The organism is Mesorhizobium abyssinicae, from assembly GCF_049887195.1.
Taxonomy (GTDB): domain Bacteria; phylum Pseudomonadota; class Alphaproteobacteria; order Rhizobiales; family Rhizobiaceae; genus Mesorhizobium; species Mesorhizobium abyssinicae.
In genome coordinates, this window is sequence record NZ_JARAKC010000006.1 from 207,712 (window position 1) to 223,561 (window position 15,850).

Annotated in this window: 13 protein-coding genes; 6 read left to right on the top strand and 7 right to left on the bottom strand. The window is 64.3% G+C overall.

Translation table 11 applies throughout. From position 1 onward, the window contains the following. Positions 1 to 51 precede the first annotated feature (51 nt). Both PU724_RS15850 and PU724_RS15855 read left to right on the top strand, forming a co-directional pair. A complete protein-coding gene (locus PU724_RS15850; protein WP_245478381.1) occupies positions 52 to 780 on the top strand; it encodes a response regulator in 729 nt (242 codons plus the stop codon). Between the two features lie 229 nt (positions 781 to 1,009). Continuing rightward, on the top strand, positions 1,010 to 3,097 hold the full coding sequence (locus PU724_RS15855) for a hybrid sensor histidine kinase/response regulator (RefSeq protein WP_245478382.1): 2,088 nt from the start codon (positions 1,010 to 1,012) through the stop codon (positions 3,095 to 3,097). Between the two features lie 270 nt (positions 3,098 to 3,367). Here the strand turns inward: PU724_RS15855 and PU724_RS15860 are convergent, their stop codons facing one another. Beyond that, entirely contained in the window at positions 3,368 to 3,772 is a 405-nt protein-coding gene (locus PU724_RS15860) for a hypothetical protein (protein WP_320320196.1), read from the bottom strand. A gap of 514 nt (positions 3,773 to 4,286) precedes the next feature. On the opposite strand from PU724_RS15860, the gene PU724_RS15865 reads away from it, so the two are divergent. Further along, the gene (locus PU724_RS15865; protein WP_354420068.1) at positions 4,287 to 5,489 is read left to right on the top strand and encodes an aromatic ring-hydroxylating oxygenase subunit alpha; all 1,203 of its coding nucleotides are present in this window, start codon (positions 4,287 to 4,289) and stop codon (positions 5,487 to 5,489) included. Between the two features lie 270 nt (positions 5,490 to 5,759). On the opposite strand, the gene PU724_RS15870 is transcribed toward PU724_RS15865, so the two are convergent. Next, positions 5,760 to 7,178 carry an aminotransferase gene (locus tag PU724_RS15870; RefSeq protein WP_354420069.1) on the bottom strand — a complete coding sequence of 473 codons (1,419 nt, stop codon included), beginning with the start codon at positions 7,176 to 7,178 and terminating at the stop codon, positions 5,760 to 5,762. Positions 7,179 to 7,493: 315 nt separating this feature from the next. On the opposite strand from PU724_RS15870, the gene PU724_RS15875 reads away from it, so the two are divergent. The 3 genes from PU724_RS15875 to PU724_RS15885 are packed head-to-tail and all read left to right on the top strand — an operon-like array spanning position 7,494 to position 10,361. Beyond that, positions 7,494 to 8,411 carry an ABC transporter permease gene (locus tag PU724_RS15875; RefSeq protein WP_292168387.1) on the top strand — a complete coding sequence of 306 codons (918 nt, stop codon included), beginning with the start codon at positions 7,494 to 7,496 and terminating at the stop codon, positions 8,409 to 8,411. After that, positions 8,411 to 9,232, top strand: a complete 822-nt coding sequence (locus tag PU724_RS15880; protein ID WP_426213329.1) for an ABC transporter permease — start codon at positions 8,411 to 8,413, stop codon at positions 9,230 to 9,232. Before PU724_RS15875 ends, PU724_RS15880 begins: the two co-directional genes overlap by 1 nt. A gap of 55 nt (positions 9,233 to 9,287) precedes the next feature. After that, the gene (locus PU724_RS15885) at positions 9,288 to 10,361 is read left to right on the top strand and encodes an ABC transporter ATP-binding protein (RefSeq protein WP_354420163.1); all 1,074 of its coding nucleotides are present in this window, start codon (positions 9,288 to 9,290) and stop codon (positions 10,359 to 10,361) included. Here PU724_RS15885 and PU724_RS15890 read toward each other — a convergent pair. From PU724_RS15890 to PU724_RS15910, 5 genes are all read right to left on the bottom strand, one after another. Then, entirely contained in the window at positions 10,325 to 11,632 is a 1,308-nt protein-coding gene (locus PU724_RS15890) for a flavin monoamine oxidase family protein (RefSeq protein ID WP_354420071.1), read from the bottom strand. The two genes, PU724_RS15885 and PU724_RS15890, sit on opposite strands and share 37 nt — an antisense overlap. Then, positions 11,629 to 12,705 carry an extracellular solute-binding protein gene (locus PU724_RS15895; protein ID WP_354420072.1) on the bottom strand — a complete coding sequence of 359 codons (1,077 nt, stop codon included), beginning with the start codon at positions 12,703 to 12,705 and terminating at the stop codon, positions 11,629 to 11,631. The genes PU724_RS15890 and PU724_RS15895 overlap by 4 nt, the downstream gene beginning before the upstream one ends. 324 nt (positions 12,706 to 13,029) lie before the next feature. Then, positions 13,030 to 14,112: an ABC transporter substrate-binding protein gene (locus PU724_RS15900; RefSeq protein ID WP_354420073.1), complete on the bottom strand. Its 1,083-nt coding sequence runs from the start codon at positions 14,110 to 14,112 to the stop codon at positions 13,030 to 13,032. Positions 14,113 to 14,165: 53 nt separating this feature from the next. Next, positions 14,166 to 14,852, bottom strand: coding sequence for a transcriptional regulator BetI (gene betI, locus PU724_RS15905; protein ID WP_426213330.1), 687 nt, complete (start codon positions 14,850 to 14,852; stop codon positions 14,166 to 14,168). 6 nt (positions 14,853 to 14,858) lie between these two features. Further along, entirely contained in the window at positions 14,859 to 15,653 is a 795-nt protein-coding gene (locus PU724_RS15910; RefSeq protein ID WP_320320188.1) for a methyltransferase domain-containing protein, read from the bottom strand. Between the last annotated feature and the right edge of the window lie 197 nt (positions 15,654 to 15,850).

Sequence of the window (15,850 nt, forward strand, 5' to 3'; positions counted from 1 at the left end):
ATCATGTTTATACCCAATCTACTTTCCGCTGAAAGCGGGAGCCAGAGCATAGTGCGGGCAAGAATTGTCGTCGTCGAGGACGAGCCAGACCTGAGGGATGCCGTCGCCGAGTATCTCGGCGCCAGCGGCTATGACGTGGCGACGGCCGAAAGTGCCGCCGCGGCGCGCAACCTGCTTGAGACGCAATCCTTTCATCTCGCCATCCTCGACATCGCCATGCCCGGCGAGGACGGCCTGTCGTTCGGTCGCTGGCTGCGCTCCAAGACCCCGATCGGCATCATCTACGCCACCGCTGCCGGCACCGCGCTCGATCGCATCGTCGGGCTGGAGCTCGGCGCCGACGACTACATCGTCAAGCCCTACGAGCTGCGCGAGGTGCTGGCACGGGTGCGCAGCGTGCTGCGCCGGGTGCCGCAACCGGCGGAGCCCCAGGCGGCCAAGCCTGAAACCGGCACTGGCCGGCGCATGAGCTTCGGCGCCTTCCATGCCGATCTCGACGGCAGGCTGGTCACCGGCGCCAACGGCGCGGTCGTCGACATGGCCAAGAGCGAGTTCGACGTGCTGGAAGTCTTCCTGACCCGAGCCAACCGGCTGCTGACACGGGCCGCGATCTCCGAGGCGATCGGATTCGTCGAGGACCCCGAATCGTCCCGCGCGGTCGACATCCGCATCATGCGGCTGCGCAAGAAGATCGAGGCCGATCCGGCCAACCCGAAGTTCCTGCGCACGGTGCGCGGCGAAGGCTATATCTTCTCGCTCCCCGCCGGCGACGGCAACTAGGCCCGAGCCAGGGCGGCCTGGATCGATTTGAGGTGCCGTCATGTGGCGATGACGGCCCGGGATTTTCCAGATCCGCAACCATCGACGCCGCGCATCCTTCCGGATGCGCAAAGAACACTGTAGCATTTTGGCCCTGCGTATGGTTCCTGCGGGAAACCGTGGTCGATTTTTCCGAGCCTGTGTGCTCAATTTCATATCTTGCCGATCTGGCCCTGGGTGACGTGTAGACATGACTGCTGCAGCCGCGCGCACCGACACGCAAGCCACCCGCCAGGGCGCGGCAATGGCGGCTGTCCGCGTCGTGCGCCGGCTCCGAGAGGCCGGCGACTGGCAGCGCGAGATGGACGTCATCCTGGAGACGCTCTGCCGCGCCATGGACTGCCAGCGCGGCATCCTGTTTCGGCTGCGCGAGCTTCCCGGCCAGGGCTTCGCCCAGTCGGTCTCGGCCTACTGGATCAATCCCGACTTTGGCGGCGAACTCGCCTCTCCCACCGTCATCATGCAGTCGATCATCAATTCGGACCCGCTGCTGGAGCGGCTGCAGGAGGACGAGCGGCAAGGCAAGGTGTTTGCCGGCCATACCCGCGACCTCGACGGTTTCCTGAGGGCCGACTTCGAGAAGCAGAACATCAAGTCGTTCCTGTCGGTGTCGGTTTTCGCGCACGGTCACCTCTGGGGCACGCTGGCGGTCAACGACTGCGTCGCCGAGCGCGAATGGACCGACGAGGAAGAGGCGACGCTACACATCATCGCGCTCGCCATCGGCGACGCTATCGAGCATTCACCCTCCGACGCCCATGCCAGCGAGGTCATCCGCCGCACCATGCTGCAGGCCTCCCTCGACGCCATCGTCGTCATCGACGAGACCGGCTCGATCATCGAGTTCAACCCGGCGGCCGAGAAGATGTTCGGCTTCCAGCGCAGCGACATTCTCGGCAAGGACCTGCTCGACACCATCGTGCCGATCTACTACCGCAAGGGCTATGCCTCGGGCGCCGAATACATGTCGGGCCGCGGTTCGCCGATGGTCGGCCAGCGGCTGGAGACCGTGACCCAGAATTCCGTCGGCGAGGTATTCCCGATCGAGCTGACCGCAACCGAGATGCGGGTCGCCGACCGTCGGTTGATCTTCGGCTCGATCCGCGACCTGCGCGACAAGCTGCGCGCCGAGGAGGAGATCGGCCGCCAGCGTGAGAAGCTGCACCAGAACGAGAAGATGGCGGCCATGGGCTCGCTGCTGGCCGGCGTCTCGCATGAGCTAAACAATCCGCTTGCCGTCGTCGTCGCGCAGTCGACGCTGCTGCATGAGTTCGCCAGCGACCCGCAGACCAAGGTGCGCGCCGAGAAGGTGCGCGCGGCGGCGGAGCGGTGCGGCCGCATCGTCAAGAGCTTCCTGTCGATGGTGCGCCTGCATCCGACCGAGCAGGCCGAGACCGATCTCAACCAGGTGATCCGCGCCGCGCTGGAAGTCACCGCCTATGGCGCGCGCTCCAGCGGCATCATCATCGACACCGATTTCGCCGCCGGCCCGCTGCTGGCCATGGCCGATGCCGATCATGTGACGCAGGTGGCCGCCAACTTCCTCGTCAACAGCCAGCATGCGCTGGCCGGCGTCGCCGGCGACAGGCTGATCAAGGTGCGCACGTTTCGCAGCGAGCGCGGCAATCCGGGCTTCTCCGTCGAGGACAACGGGCCGGGCGTGCCGGACGCGATCCGTTCACGCATCTTCGAATCCTATTTCACGACCAAGCCGGTCGGCGTCGGCACCGGCATCGGCCTGTCGATCTCGAAGTCGATCATCGAGCGGCACAATGGCAACATCTGGTTCGAGGAGGTGCAGCCGCACGGTGCCCGCTTCGTCGTCCAACTGCCGGCGATCACCGCCGGCCCGGCTGCCGGCACGGACAGCCCGACACGTTCGAGCGGCCTGCGCCACGCGCTGATCATCGACGACGAGCCCGACGTCGCCGGCTCGCTCTCCGACATACTGGAGTTGATGGGCGTCAAGTCGCGGGTGGTGCCGGCCTGGACATCGGCGGCGTCGATCCTCAGCGGCCAGATGCCGCCCGACATCGTCTTTTCCGACCTGCGCATGCCCGGCACCAGTGGCATATCGATCTATCGCGAGCTGCTCGCCGAACGGCCGGCGCTGGCGCAGTGCTTCGTGCTGGTCACCGGCGATCTCATCGGCGCCAAGGCCGAGATCGAGGCGCTGCCGCCGCACCAGCGGCCGCAGATCCTGGAAAAGCCGTTCAGCACGCTCGACGTGCGCGGCGTGCTTTCGGCGATAGCCGAGCAGGCTTCCGTCGAGAGCTGAGATTAGGCGCCCCCGGGATCTGTCAGGCCGAGCCCGGGAATGGCGGTTTGAGAGAACCGGAACGCAGCGTACTTTTGCTACGCGAGTACCGGAAGCGCAGCAAACCGCCCTACGCAGGCCGGCCTCACCTGAATATCAATAGATCCCAAAAAAAGAGGCTCCCAACCGACTATGCGGTGGGAGCCTGACTCGAGCGCAGGAGGAGCGCTCTGGGGAGGTCAAAGCGTGATTGCGAAGCGGGGAACTGTTTCGCGGATCACGTTCGACAAATCAGAAGACGTTCGGCGTGCTGGTCAGCGGCGCGGCATTGGCGATCATGCGCACCGCGCGTTCCCTATGCTTGCCGGACTGCTCGGCAATGGCGCGCAGGCAATCCGCACTCTCGGCGCCCCAGGCCTGGCCCTTGCAGGCGAAATCGATCTGCGGCATCGGCAGACGCCCGGTCTTGATCGTGGTCGGCGCGCCATCGACGACACCGGCCGGCGGATCGAATGACGCGAAGGCGGGGCCTGCCGCCGGTGTGAAGAACATGCCGGCGAAGGTAACGGCGCCAATCGCCATGAACATTGCCATCGGATGGTCGCTGGCGCGCTGGCGCAGCGCCAGCTTCGGACGCCGGTCGCTGCGCTCCGGGGCCTGGAGGCGCTGGTTGGCGGTCTGGACTTTCGTGAACATCGCTATCCCCTTCGTTGTCTTTCTTTTTTCTATGAAACGAATTTAATCGCACCCGGTAACGGGGGAATGATACGCGAGGCCTGCCCGTGTAACCGGCTTGAAACAGAAAAATCGGGCACGATCGGGCATATTCGGTCATGCGCCGATTTTCGTGTTCGTTTGCGATGCTGTTCCATAAGCGAGACCTGAAAGAGCGACATCACAAGCCGGAGCAATGCGCCGACGCGACGTTCCGGACTATGAGCAACCTCACACTTCGCGAGCGAAATCGCGTCGGGTCTTAACGCCGGAGAGCTGGCGTTTTCGCGGCCCGGCCTGCTCAATCCGGACGCGGCGGTGCCGGTGTCCGGAACCCCAGTTAACGCCCGGATTTTCCGCGATTTTTCCCAACCAGACGGGCTGAAGATCGACGCAGGCCTTGCGCCACGCAAATTCCATATTTTCCCAAACCATTGCATTTCAATGGAAAATATGTTTATATTGAATGAGTATTCAACAAAAAGAAGAGCCTTCCATGAACCCGCACCTCCGTGACGTGGCGATCCCCAACGATTGGGACCGGCGGGGTTTGCCGGGCTGGAGCTATCACTCCAACGCCCTTCTCGAACTCGAGAAGGAATACGTCTTCCGCAACCATTGGCAGATCGCCGGACATGTCTCCGACGTGCCCAATCCCGGCGACTATCTGACCATGGATGTCATCGGCGAGCGGGCGCTGATCGTGCGCGGCAAGGACGGCGTCGTGCGCGCCTTCAACAACATGTGCCGCCATCGCGGCAGCCGCGTCGTCGCCGACAGCCAGGGCACCTGCAAGAACGCGCTTGTGTGCCCGTTCCACGGCTGGGTCTACAATCTCGACGGCACGCTGCGCGGTGCTGCTCGCCCGCGCTCTTTCCCCGACCTCGACAAGACCGAGTTCGGCCTGATGCCGCTCGACCTCGAAATCTGGATGGGCTTCATCTTCATCCGCTTCCGCAAGGGCGGGCCGCAGCCTTCGGTGGCGGAACTCTTGAAGCCGATCGAGGCCGAGATGGCTCATTACAACGTCGCCGACATGGCGCCGTCCTGGGGCATCTGGACGCAAAAGTCGCCGGTCAACTGGAAGTCGGTGCGCGACGTCGACAACGAAGGCTATCACGTCGCCATGGCGCATCCGGCGCTGCAGGATCTCTATGGCGCGACCTATTTCGACGAGCCCTTCGTCAACGGCGTGTCGCGCTCCTTCGCCACCTACAACCCGCATGCCGGACGGCGCTGGAGCGTGCGCGAATACATCAAGCTCGCGCCCGACGCCTCGCATCTGCCGGAGCACCTGCGCAAGGCCTGGATCTATTACGGCATCTTCCCCAACAACGCGCTGTCGATCATGCCGGAATCCGTGCAGTTCTATCAGGAGTTCCCGCTGTCGACCGGCGAGACGCTGCTGCGCGGCGCGATCTATCGTTACAAGGACGAGACCAGGGAGCAGGCCGCCGCGCGCTACCTCGCCTACCGCATCGACCGCGACACCATGAACGAGGACGTCCAGCTCTCGGTGTGGTCGAACGAATCCATGCTGTCGGAAGCGTTCGGAGGGTTCTATCTCTCCGACCTCGAATACGGCGTGCGCACCCACCACGACCATCTGCGCAGGCAGGTCCCCGTGCTCGGCCTGGAGACGGCCCCGGAGGAAAAGGACATGTGGGCGCTGAACGACGCGTTGAGGTCGAGGGGGTAGCACCTCTCTTCCTTCTCCCCGTTACACGGGGAGAAGGTGCCCGAAGGGCGGCTGAGGGGCGGCACCAACGCCTTATGATTATGCTTGCTCGCAACCTCAAGGTTGATCGTCAAACTGAAGGTCGTAAGCTGGCGCTGCACGGCGCTGGGCCAGGACGGTTATGATTTCAGGCAGATGAGGTCCTGAACCGCAGCCAATCGCCAATGTCGGCGCCGCCCCTCATCCGCCTGCCGGCACCTTCTCCCCGTGAAACGGGGAGAAGGAAGAAAATCACCCCCGCCACACCCCCTCTTTCCTGAGATCGTCCATCGTGCGTGAAATGCCTTCGCGCAGGATCGCCACCATGTCGTCGATCTGTTCGCGCGAAATGATCAGCGGCGGCGACATCACGCACATGTTGATCAGCGGCCGGACCAGCAGGCCAAGCTCGTGGCAATGCGCGTCGATGCGTTTTCCGACGTCCTTGTCGAGCTGCAGCGGATTCCTGCTTTCGCGATCGGCGACGCATTCGATGCAGGCCATCAGCCCCATGCCGCGCACCTCACCGACCAGCGGCAGTTCCTCCAGCGTCTTCAGCCGCGCTTGGAAATAGGGCGCGACCTCGCGCGCGTGCGCCAGCACGCCCTCTTCCAGAAGGTCGAGGTTCTTCAGCGCCACCGCGCAGCCGATCGGATGGCTGGTGTAGGTGAGGCCATGGCCGAACAGCGCGTCTGGATGGTTGGAGCGCCGCAGCTGCTCCAGCAGCCGGTCCGAGATGATGACGCCGCCGAGCGGGAAATAGCCCGAGGTGACGCCCTTGGCGAAGGTGATCATATCCGGATCGATGCCGAACACGTCGCCGGAGGCAAAGACGTGCCCGAGCCTGCCGAAGCCGGTCACCACTTCGTCCGAAACATAGAGGATGTCGTTGTCGCGGCAGATCTCGCGGATGCGCTGGAGATAGCCTTCCGGCGGCACGACCACGCCGCCGGAAGCCTGCACCGGTTCGCCGACGAAGGCGCCGATCCTCTCGGCGCCGACGCGGGCGATGGTGTCGCGGAACTGACTGACCAGGAAATCGGTGAAGGCAGCAGGGCTCATCTCCTTCGGCCGCCTGAACGGGTCGGGCGAGGAGAGCTTGACCACCAGCTCGTCGGCACCGTCCATCCAGTCGCGGTCGCGCGGACGGCCATTGAGCGAGGCCGACAGATAGGTCGAGCCGTGATAGGCGCCGCCGCGGCTGAGGATCAGCTTCTTCTCAGGCCGACCCCGCACATTGTTGTAGAACTGCATGAAGCGCAGCGCCGTCTCCACCGCGGACGAGCCGCCGGTGGTGAAGAAGACATGGCTGAGCTCGCCTGGCGCATGGCCGGCGATGCGCCTCGCGAGTTCCGCCGACGGCGCATTCATCGTGTACCACGGCGTGTTGTAGGACAGCGCCATCGCCTGGTCGTACATCACCCGCGCCAGCTCCTCGCGGCGGTGGCCGACATTGAGGCACCACATGCCGGCCGGCCCGTCGATCAGCCGCTTGCCGGAAGCGTCGGTGATGTAGATGCCGTCGCCCTCGCCGATCAGCGCGCGCGCCTCGGCGCCGACCGAGCCGGCATACGGCCAGGGCTGGACGAGGTGGCGCTTGGCCAGCTCCACGGCATCGTCATCGCCGGCCTCGTTGCCTTCCCGCGCCCTGATCTCCCTTGCAGCCGCCATGATCGCCTCGTGTGGTTGTGGGCCCTTCGGTGGACACAGAATGACGCGACAAGTCCCGGAAAATCGGTCTTTCTTCACTTCATTTTGAATGTCCGTTCAATCAATATTGCAGAAATAGCGCTTGATTTCAATTGGCGGATGCGCTCATGATGAAAGAAAGCCGGCAAGCCAGGGCGCGGCCAGCAAGACGGGTCACCGGTTTGCATTGGGTCGCGCCACAAGCACAAATGGGAACAAGCCGCCGGCCCTGAGAGATGGGAGCCACATGGCGGAATTGTTCGTGCCAGCAAGCGAAATCACGCCCGGAGCGCTGCAATGACGGCGGCTGCCGAAGGGTCGCCCCCGCTGCGCATGACGCAGGTCAGGCGAAATGCCCTTCTGCAGTCGGAACCCGTCCAGGGCTTTGCCCTGATCAGTCCCACCTTCCTCTATGCCCTCATCCTGCTGGTGCTGCCGATCCTGGTGGTCTTTGCCCACTCCTTCTGGACGCAGAACTACCTCACCATCGACCACACCTTCACGCTGGAGAATTACCGCATCGCGCTCACCGAGCCGATCTATCGCGATCTGTTGTGGCGCTCGCTCTACATTTCGCTGACGGTCAGCGTGCTCACCGTGATCCTCGCCTACCCGATCGCCTATTTCATTTCCTTCCACGGCGGCCGTCACAAGAGCCTGTGGCTGTTCCTCATCACCATCCCGTTCTGGACCAGCTACCTGCTGCGGGTCATGTCGTGGAAGGTGATCCTCGGCTACAACGGCGTCTTGAATTCCGGCCTGATGGGTCTCGGCATCATCGATGAGCCGTCGACGGCGCTGCTCTACAATTCCAGCGCCGTCATCATCACGCTGACCCATGCCTGGGCGACCTTCGCCATCCTGCCGATCTTCGTTTCGCTGGAGAAAGTCGACCGCACGCTGGTCGAGGCTGCGACGGATCTCGGCGACGGCCCGCTGCGCTCGTTCCTGCGCGTGACGCTGCCGCTGTCGACGCCGGGCGTCGTCTCGGCGATGCTCATCGTCATGATCCCGACGGTCGGCGACTATGTCACGCCGAAGCTGGTCGGCGGCAAGGACGGCGTCATGATCGCCAACGCCATCCAGGCGCAGTTCGGCAAGGCGTCGAACTGGCCGCTGGGCGCCGCGCTCTCGGTCACCACCATGGTGATCGTGACGCTGATGGCGGGCGCCACGGTGCTGATCATCCGCGCCGCGCAGAGGCTGGCTCGATGATGGCGATCAAACGCTTGCTCCCCGGCGGCTGGCTCTCGGCCTATGCCTTCCTCTATGTCGCCTTCCTCTATCTGCCGGTGATCTTCCTGCCGATCTTCTCGATCAACACGGCAGCGACGCCGAAATTCCCGCTCTCGGGCGTTACGCTCAAATGGTACGAGGACCTGCCGCGCACGCCGGCGCTGATCGACGCCACGTGGAACAGCCTGATCGTCGGCATCTCGGCCTCGGTGCTGTCGACCGTGCTTGGCATCCTCGCTGCCCGCTCGATCACCCGCTACCGCTATCCCGGCCGGCGCGCCATCAACGGCCTGATCATGGCGCCGCTGGTGCTGCCTGAGGTCATCGTCGCCATCTCGATGCTGCTGGTGATGCTGCAGCTCGGCCTCAGCCTGTCGCTGTTCACCGTCGTGCTCGGCCATGTGCTGGTCTGCATACCCTATTCGATGACGGTGCTGACCTCCGGCTTCGAGGGCTTCGACCGCAGCCTGGAGGAAGCCTCCGCCGATCTCGGCGAGAGCGCCTTCGGCACCTTCCGGCGGGTGACGCTGCCGATGGTGATGCCGGCGATCATCTCCAGCCTGCTCGTCTGCTTCACCATCTCGCTCGACGAGTTCATCATCGCCTTCTTCCTGACCGGCACCGAGGCGACGCTGCCCATCTACATCTGGGGTCAACTGCGTTTCGCGGCCAAGCTGCCGGGTGTGCTGGCGCTGGGCACGCTGCTGCTCTTCGCCTCGTTCCTGCTGATGACCATTGCCGAGATCCTGCGCCGCCGCGCGGCCAGCCGCACCCGGAACGAGGGAGGCCTCTATGCCTGAATTGTCCCTGGCCGAACGGCCCCACCAGTCCGAGCGACCCCAGTCCGAGCGGGCCATGATCGAGATCCGCGACGTCACGCGCAGCTACGGCGCCTTCAAGGCGCTGGACGATGCCTCGCTGACCATCAAGGAAGGCGAGTTCTTCTCGCTGCTTGGTCCCTCGGGCTGCGGCAAGACCACGCTCTTGCGCATGATCGCCGGCTTCGACAATCCGACCAGCGGCTCGATCGCCGTCGGCGGCCAGCCGATGGATGGCATCCCCGCCAATCGGCGGCCCACCAACATGGTGTTCCAGAGCTATGCGATCTTCCCGCATCTCAACGTCGAGCAGAACGTCGCCTACGGGCTGAAGCGGCTGAAGCTGCAAGGCGACGAGGAACGACGCCGCGTCGAGGAGGCGCTGGCGCAGGTGTCGCTGACCGGCCTCGGCAAGCGCGGCGCTACCGAACTTTCCGGCGGCCAGCGCCAGCGCGTGGCGCTTGCCCGCGCGCTGGTCATGCGTCCCAAGGTGCTCTTGCTCGACGAGCCGCTCTCGGCGCTGGACAAGAAACTGCGCGAGCAGATGCAGGTCGAGCTGCGCCGCCTGCAGCAGGCGGTCGGCATCACCTTCGTGCTGGTCACCCATGACCAGTATGAGGCGCTGGCCATGTCGGATCGCATCGCCGTGATGTTCGGCGGCAAGATCGCGCAGGTCGCCTCGCCGAAGGAAATCTACCAGCGGCCGGTCAACCGCCAGGTTGCCGACTTCCTCGGCGGCATGAACTTCGTCAAGGCCGAAATCGTCGAGGAGAACGGCGCCTCGCTGGTGCTCGACACGCTGGGCTTTGGGCGTGTGAAGACAGACAAGCCGAAGGCCTTCGTCCGCAACGGCGGCCAGGCGACGCTCGGCATCCGGCCGGAACGGCTGCGCGTGCTGTGGGACAATGCGACGGCGAAGTTCGAAGTTGCCGGCAAGGTGGTCGAGCGCCACTATTTCGGCGAGATCACCCACCTGATCGTCGAGATCCCCGGACTGGAAAAGCCGCTCTCGGTGACCGAGACCAACGATTTCGGCGCCGACGACATCCCGGTCGGCGCGCCGATCCGCCTCGCCTACGATCCCGAGGCCCTGGTGGCGATGGCGGACTGAAGGCCAGCCAGGATTTTTCCGGCGGCGATGCGCCCGGCCACGATCGCGCCTTCGACATAGGCGGGGAACGACGGCGACACCTCCGAGGAGGCGAAATGCACCGGCGGCGCGCCGGCGAGGATCGTGCGCTCGGCATCCCGCGCCGTCACATCGACAATGAGGTCGCTATAACCACCGCCGCTCCAGCGGTCATCCGTCCAGTCGCGCTGGTTGAAGTCGAGGATATCGGCCGCCTCAGGACCGAGCGCATCCACGAGCTTGGCGGTGACTTCGGCGCGCAGCGCCGCGGCGCCCAGCTTGCGGCAGCGCAGCGCCAGGGGTCCGCCGATGAAGACGACCAGCGCCGCATGCCCTGCATCCTTGCTGGCGTCGCAGGCAAACAGGCCCGGCATGTCGCGCCACATCACCATGCCGCTCAAGTCCCGATCGCGCCAGAACGGCTTGCGGTAACGGACCAGGATCTTGACCACGGCGCCGCTTTCCCAGACGCCAAGCGCTTTCGCCAGCTTCGTCGGCAGGGCGGGCGCGAAATCGATCTTCGCGGCCGTGGCTGGCGGCACCGCAACCAACGCTTGGCGCGCCTCGATCGTACCGCCGGTGGTGACGCGAACGCCTTGCGGTCCGTGCTCGACCCGCGTCACCGGTTCGTTCAATCGCAACCGGTCGCCGAGATCGCCGGCCAGATCCTCGGCCAGCGACTGCATGGTCTCGCGCAGAAAATATTGCAGCTCCGGCACCTCGTTGGTGATGCGGCGATCATTGTCGATCAAATACCAGAGCGGCACCTTCTCCAGCGCCAGGCACCAGAGACCCTCGATCATCGAACGGAAGGCCGCCTTCGCGTCGGCGCTGTCCTTCTGGCGCCCGAGCCAGCCGGCGACGGTCAGCCCGGCAATCGCCGGATCGTCCGGCTCGATCCCGTTCAGCCGGTCGCGGATCGCCATCGCCGCGACATAGGTCCGCTCCGCCTGCGCGGCCGACATCGGTGGATGGGTGATGAAATCGCCATCGACATAGGTCTCGACGAATGTCTTGCCGCGCGCCCTGGCCAGCGCCATCAGCTCCGGCATGTCCTCGCACAGGAACTGGCCGCCACTGTCGATCCGTTCGCCGAGCCCGTTCAGGATGGCCTCGACCCGCCCGCCGACCCGGTCACGCGCTTCGAGAAGCAGGAAATCGATGCCGGCGCGCTTCAGCTCGAGCGCCGCCGTCAGGCCGGTGAAGCCGCCGCCGACGAGGACGACCTCGGTTCTTTCGACTGCTGTCGTCAATAGCCGGCCTTGATCTTCTCGAACTCGGCCACCATCCGCTGCTTCAGCTCCGGCGCCACCGGCTGCTGGAACAGCGTCTTGTCGAGGAACTTGTCCAGATTGTCGAAACCGCGCTCGGCCAGGATCTTGTGGTCGAGCGCCGCCATGCCGGCGGCGTTGCCGTGACCGTAGCCGAAGGTCTTGACCAGATAGTCCGATACGCCGGGCGCGTTGACGGCGCTGAGGAAATCATAGGCCTGGTCGAGCTTGCCCGGCGCGTCCTTCATCAGCACGTAGCCGCACACCCAGGTCGACAGGCCTTCCTTGGTGTCGCGGTTCATTTCGATCGGCATGCCCTGGCCCTTGAGCGTCACATAGGTCTCGTTCCAGCCCCAGACGAGATCCACCTCGTTGCCGTTGAAAGCCTGGTTGAGGTCGGTGTCGTCGGTCCAGTAGAAGCGCACATTCTTGTGCACCTGGCGCAGGAAGTCGGACGCCTCCTTGAACTCGGCATCCGTCATCTTGGTCCAGTCCTTCAATCCGATCACCAGGCTAGCCAGCGCATAGGCGTCGTCGACATTGTCGCCGATGGTGACGCGGCCCTTGAACTTCGGATCGGCGAAGATCCTGAGGGATTGCGCTTCTTGCGCCGTCACCTTGTCGGTGCGGTAGAGCAGCGAGGTGTTGCCCCAGTCGAAGGGCATGAACCAGGCCTTGCCGTCGGCTGTGGTGGCGAGATCCTTCATCGCCATGATGCCGGGGTTGAGGTCGTTCCAGCCGGCGATGCGGGTGGTGTCGAGCGGCTGCAGCAGGCCTGCCTCGCGCCATTTGACCACGCTTTGCGAGCAGGGATGTGCGATATCGGCCTTGAAGCCGGCGCGCATCTTCTCGAACGCCTCATCCTCGTCGCCGAAGAATGAGAAGGTCGGTTCGGCGCCGTATTTCGCCGCGTAGCCGGAGTGCAGCAGCGGGTCCTCATAGCCCGACCAGTCGAAGACGACGAGATCGCTGCCGCCCTCCGCAAGCGCGCAGGCCACGCCGGCGCCGACCGTGCAGGCGGCGGCGAGAGCAAGGCGGCGAAGCATGGAATTCATGACGCGAAACTCCCCCATCGCGAATACGTTTCCGCGAGGTTAGGAGAATTGCGGGCCCTTGGCGAGGCCGCTCGCTCCGCTTCAATCTATGGCTGAGATCACGAAATTGTCGAAGTCTGCGCAGCCCCTCATCGCCCTGCCGGGCACTTCTCCCCGTATAGTGACGGGGAGAAACAGCGCCCCTCTCCCCGTCACTATACGGGGAGAGGATGCCGGCAGGCAGGTGAGGGGCGGCGCCAGCGCTCGGGAGCGCGATCGGACGAGCTCGGAAGCCTAAGGCCCTGTTTCCGTTTCCAACGAAACAGCGAGACGCCAAGACAATGCTCAATAACCGGCTTTGATCTTCTCGAACTCGGCGATCATCTTGAGCTTGAGCGCGGAAGGCACCGGCGACTGGAACAGCGTCTTGTCGACGAATTTCTGCACGTCGTCGTAGCCCTTTTCCTTCAGGACGGCCTGGTCGACGCCGGCCATGCCCTTGGCGTTGGCCTGACCGTAGCCCCAGTCCTTGACCAGCACCTTGGCGACGTCCGGATCGTTGATCGCATTGAGATAGTCATAGGCCTTGTCGACATTGTCCGGCGCATCCTTGAACAGGACATAGCCGCACACCCAGGTCGAGATGCCTTCCGCGGTATCCTTCTTGGATTTGATCGGCGCGCCGGCCGCGACCGACTGCACCGTCGCATCGTTCCATGCCCAGGCGAGATCGACCTCGCCGCCACTCAAGAGCTGCACGATGTCGGTGGTGTCGGTCCAGTAGGAGCGGATATTCTTGTGCACCTGGCGCAGGAAGTCGGACGCCTGCTTGAACTGGTCGTCCGTCATCTGGGTCCAGTCCTTGAGCCCGATGGCAAGGCTCGCCAGCGCATAGGCGTCGTCGACATTGTCGCCGATCGAGACCTTGCCCTTGAACTTCGGATCGGCGAAGGCCTTCAGCGACTGCACGTCCTTCTCGTCGACCTTGTCGGAATTGTAGGTGAGCTGGGTGTTGCCCCAGTCCCACGGCATGAACCAGGCCTTGCCGTCGGCGGTGGTGGCGAGATCCTTCATCGCCATGATGCCGGGATTGAGGTCCTTCCAGCCCGTGATCTTCGACGTATCGAGCGGCTGCAGCAGGCCGGCCTCGCGCCACTTCACCACGCTTTGGGAACAGGGGTGGCCAAGATCGGACTTGAAGCCGGAGCGCACCTTTTCGAAGGCCTCGTCCTCGTCGCCGAAGAAGGCGAAGGTCGGCGAATCGCCGTTCTTCTCGACATATTTCGGATGGAAGCTCGGGTCCTCGTAACCCGACCAGTCGAAGACGATCAGGTCCTTGTCGGCGGCAACCGCCAGCGCCGCCGCGGAAGCGGCGAGCACACCGGTCAGTGCCAGGGTCAGCGTCAGGCGTCGGCTCAGGGTTCTCATTGCTGTTCCATCCTCCTTGTCGTTTCCGCCGGCTCGGTCGGCCGGCCTTCTTCTCACTGGTAGTGTCTGGGAAAGGCCGCCGCCAGGAACGCGTTGGCCGCCTGCAGCGCGGTCTCGCGAGTGGTGTCCTCTGTCCCCATCATCAGCCGCAGCCACAGTCCCTCGAGCATGGCGCTGAGCGCCAGCGCTATGACCTGGGGGTCATAAGAGTAGCCACCGCTCTCCTTGAGCGTCGCACAGAGATCGATGAAGACCTGCTGGTAGTAATTGTCGCGCGAACTGCTGAGCGCCTGGTAGGTCGGCCGCGACTTGGCCTCGCCCCAGAAGGCCAGCCATGCCGCGAGCTTTCGCTTGTTGCAGATCGAGCGGTCGAAGTCGGCCCACGCCAGCAGTTGCAGCTGCCTTGCAGGATCATCGCCAGCCTTCTGCAGGGCCGCGCGCCAATGTGCCGAATACTCGTCATACATGTGCTGCAGCGTGGCGATCAGCAGCTTTTCCTTGCTCTCGAAATGGAAGTTGACGATGCCGCGCGACAGGCCGGCGCCGTCGGCGACATCGGCCATCGTCGTCTCCGCGTAGCCGCGCTTGGCGAGCGAATCGATCGTCGCCTCGATCAGTTGCAGCTGCCTGACCTCCTTCGAGGCCTTGCGGCCGCGCTTTTCGGCGTCGCCCTTTGGTGACGGTTCGGGGACAACATCCCTGGCCTCTGCAGTCTTCATGAGCGTCACGGTCTCCAGCATCGCCGGCTATCCAACCGGCTTCCAACCGCGCAGATGAGTGGGACGGTGCTCACCACTGTCAAGCACCTTCTGCATCGCCTCCCAGGTATGGATGTTCTTGTCGACATAGGCGGCACCCACCACGGCGGCGACGGGCCAATAAAGCGGCCCCTTGAGCCGCGCCAGCTCTTCGCGCGCCACTTCGCGATACCAGGGATTGCGGTCGCGCACGGCGATGTCGGCAAAGCCCGCCCGGCGCATCGCCTTCGCATAGCGCGCCGGCGAGGCCATGGTGAAGGACAGGCCTTCGGCCGCGACATAGGCCTTCATGTCCGGCGATGGCTCGCCGTCGTGCGCAATCATCCAGTTCGACGCGGCGAAGACGCCACCCGGCTTCAGCACGCGAAAGATCTCGGCGAACAGCGCTTCCTTGTCGGGCACGTGCAGCAGCGCATCCTTGGAGAAGACGACATCGAAGGATGCGTCAGCGAAGGGAAGCGGACCGGGCGGCGCCTGGACGAAGCTGACGCGCTCGCCGACAGCTCTCGCGGCCGCCCGTTGCCTCGCGGCCTCGATGACGGGCCCTTCGACATCGAAGCCGGTCGCATGTGCCGCGCCGTGACGCTTGACCAGATGCAGCGTGATCCCGCCGGCGCCGCAGCCGATGTCGAGGACCGTCTTGCCCTCCAGCGACAGGCCTTCGACCACCCGGTCGACCTCTTCGGGTCCGCCCGGCGACAGATAGCCCTCGCCCCAGAGCGCTTCCAGGAAGCGGATGGCGGTGTCGTCGTACTCCGGCTCGGCGTCCGCCGTTTCGATCATCGGATCTCAACCCAAGATTTCGAAAGTGGCCAGTTCCAATTGCCTGCAAAGCCTAGCGCATAAACAGGAAAACGCAACACCATTTGTTGAACATTCATTCAAAATGGCTGGACAGAAATCCGTGATCCGTGCCAAATTCGACGCATCGGGGAACAGACCACACAAAAGAAGGGCAGCCGGATGGAGGTTGAGCGCAC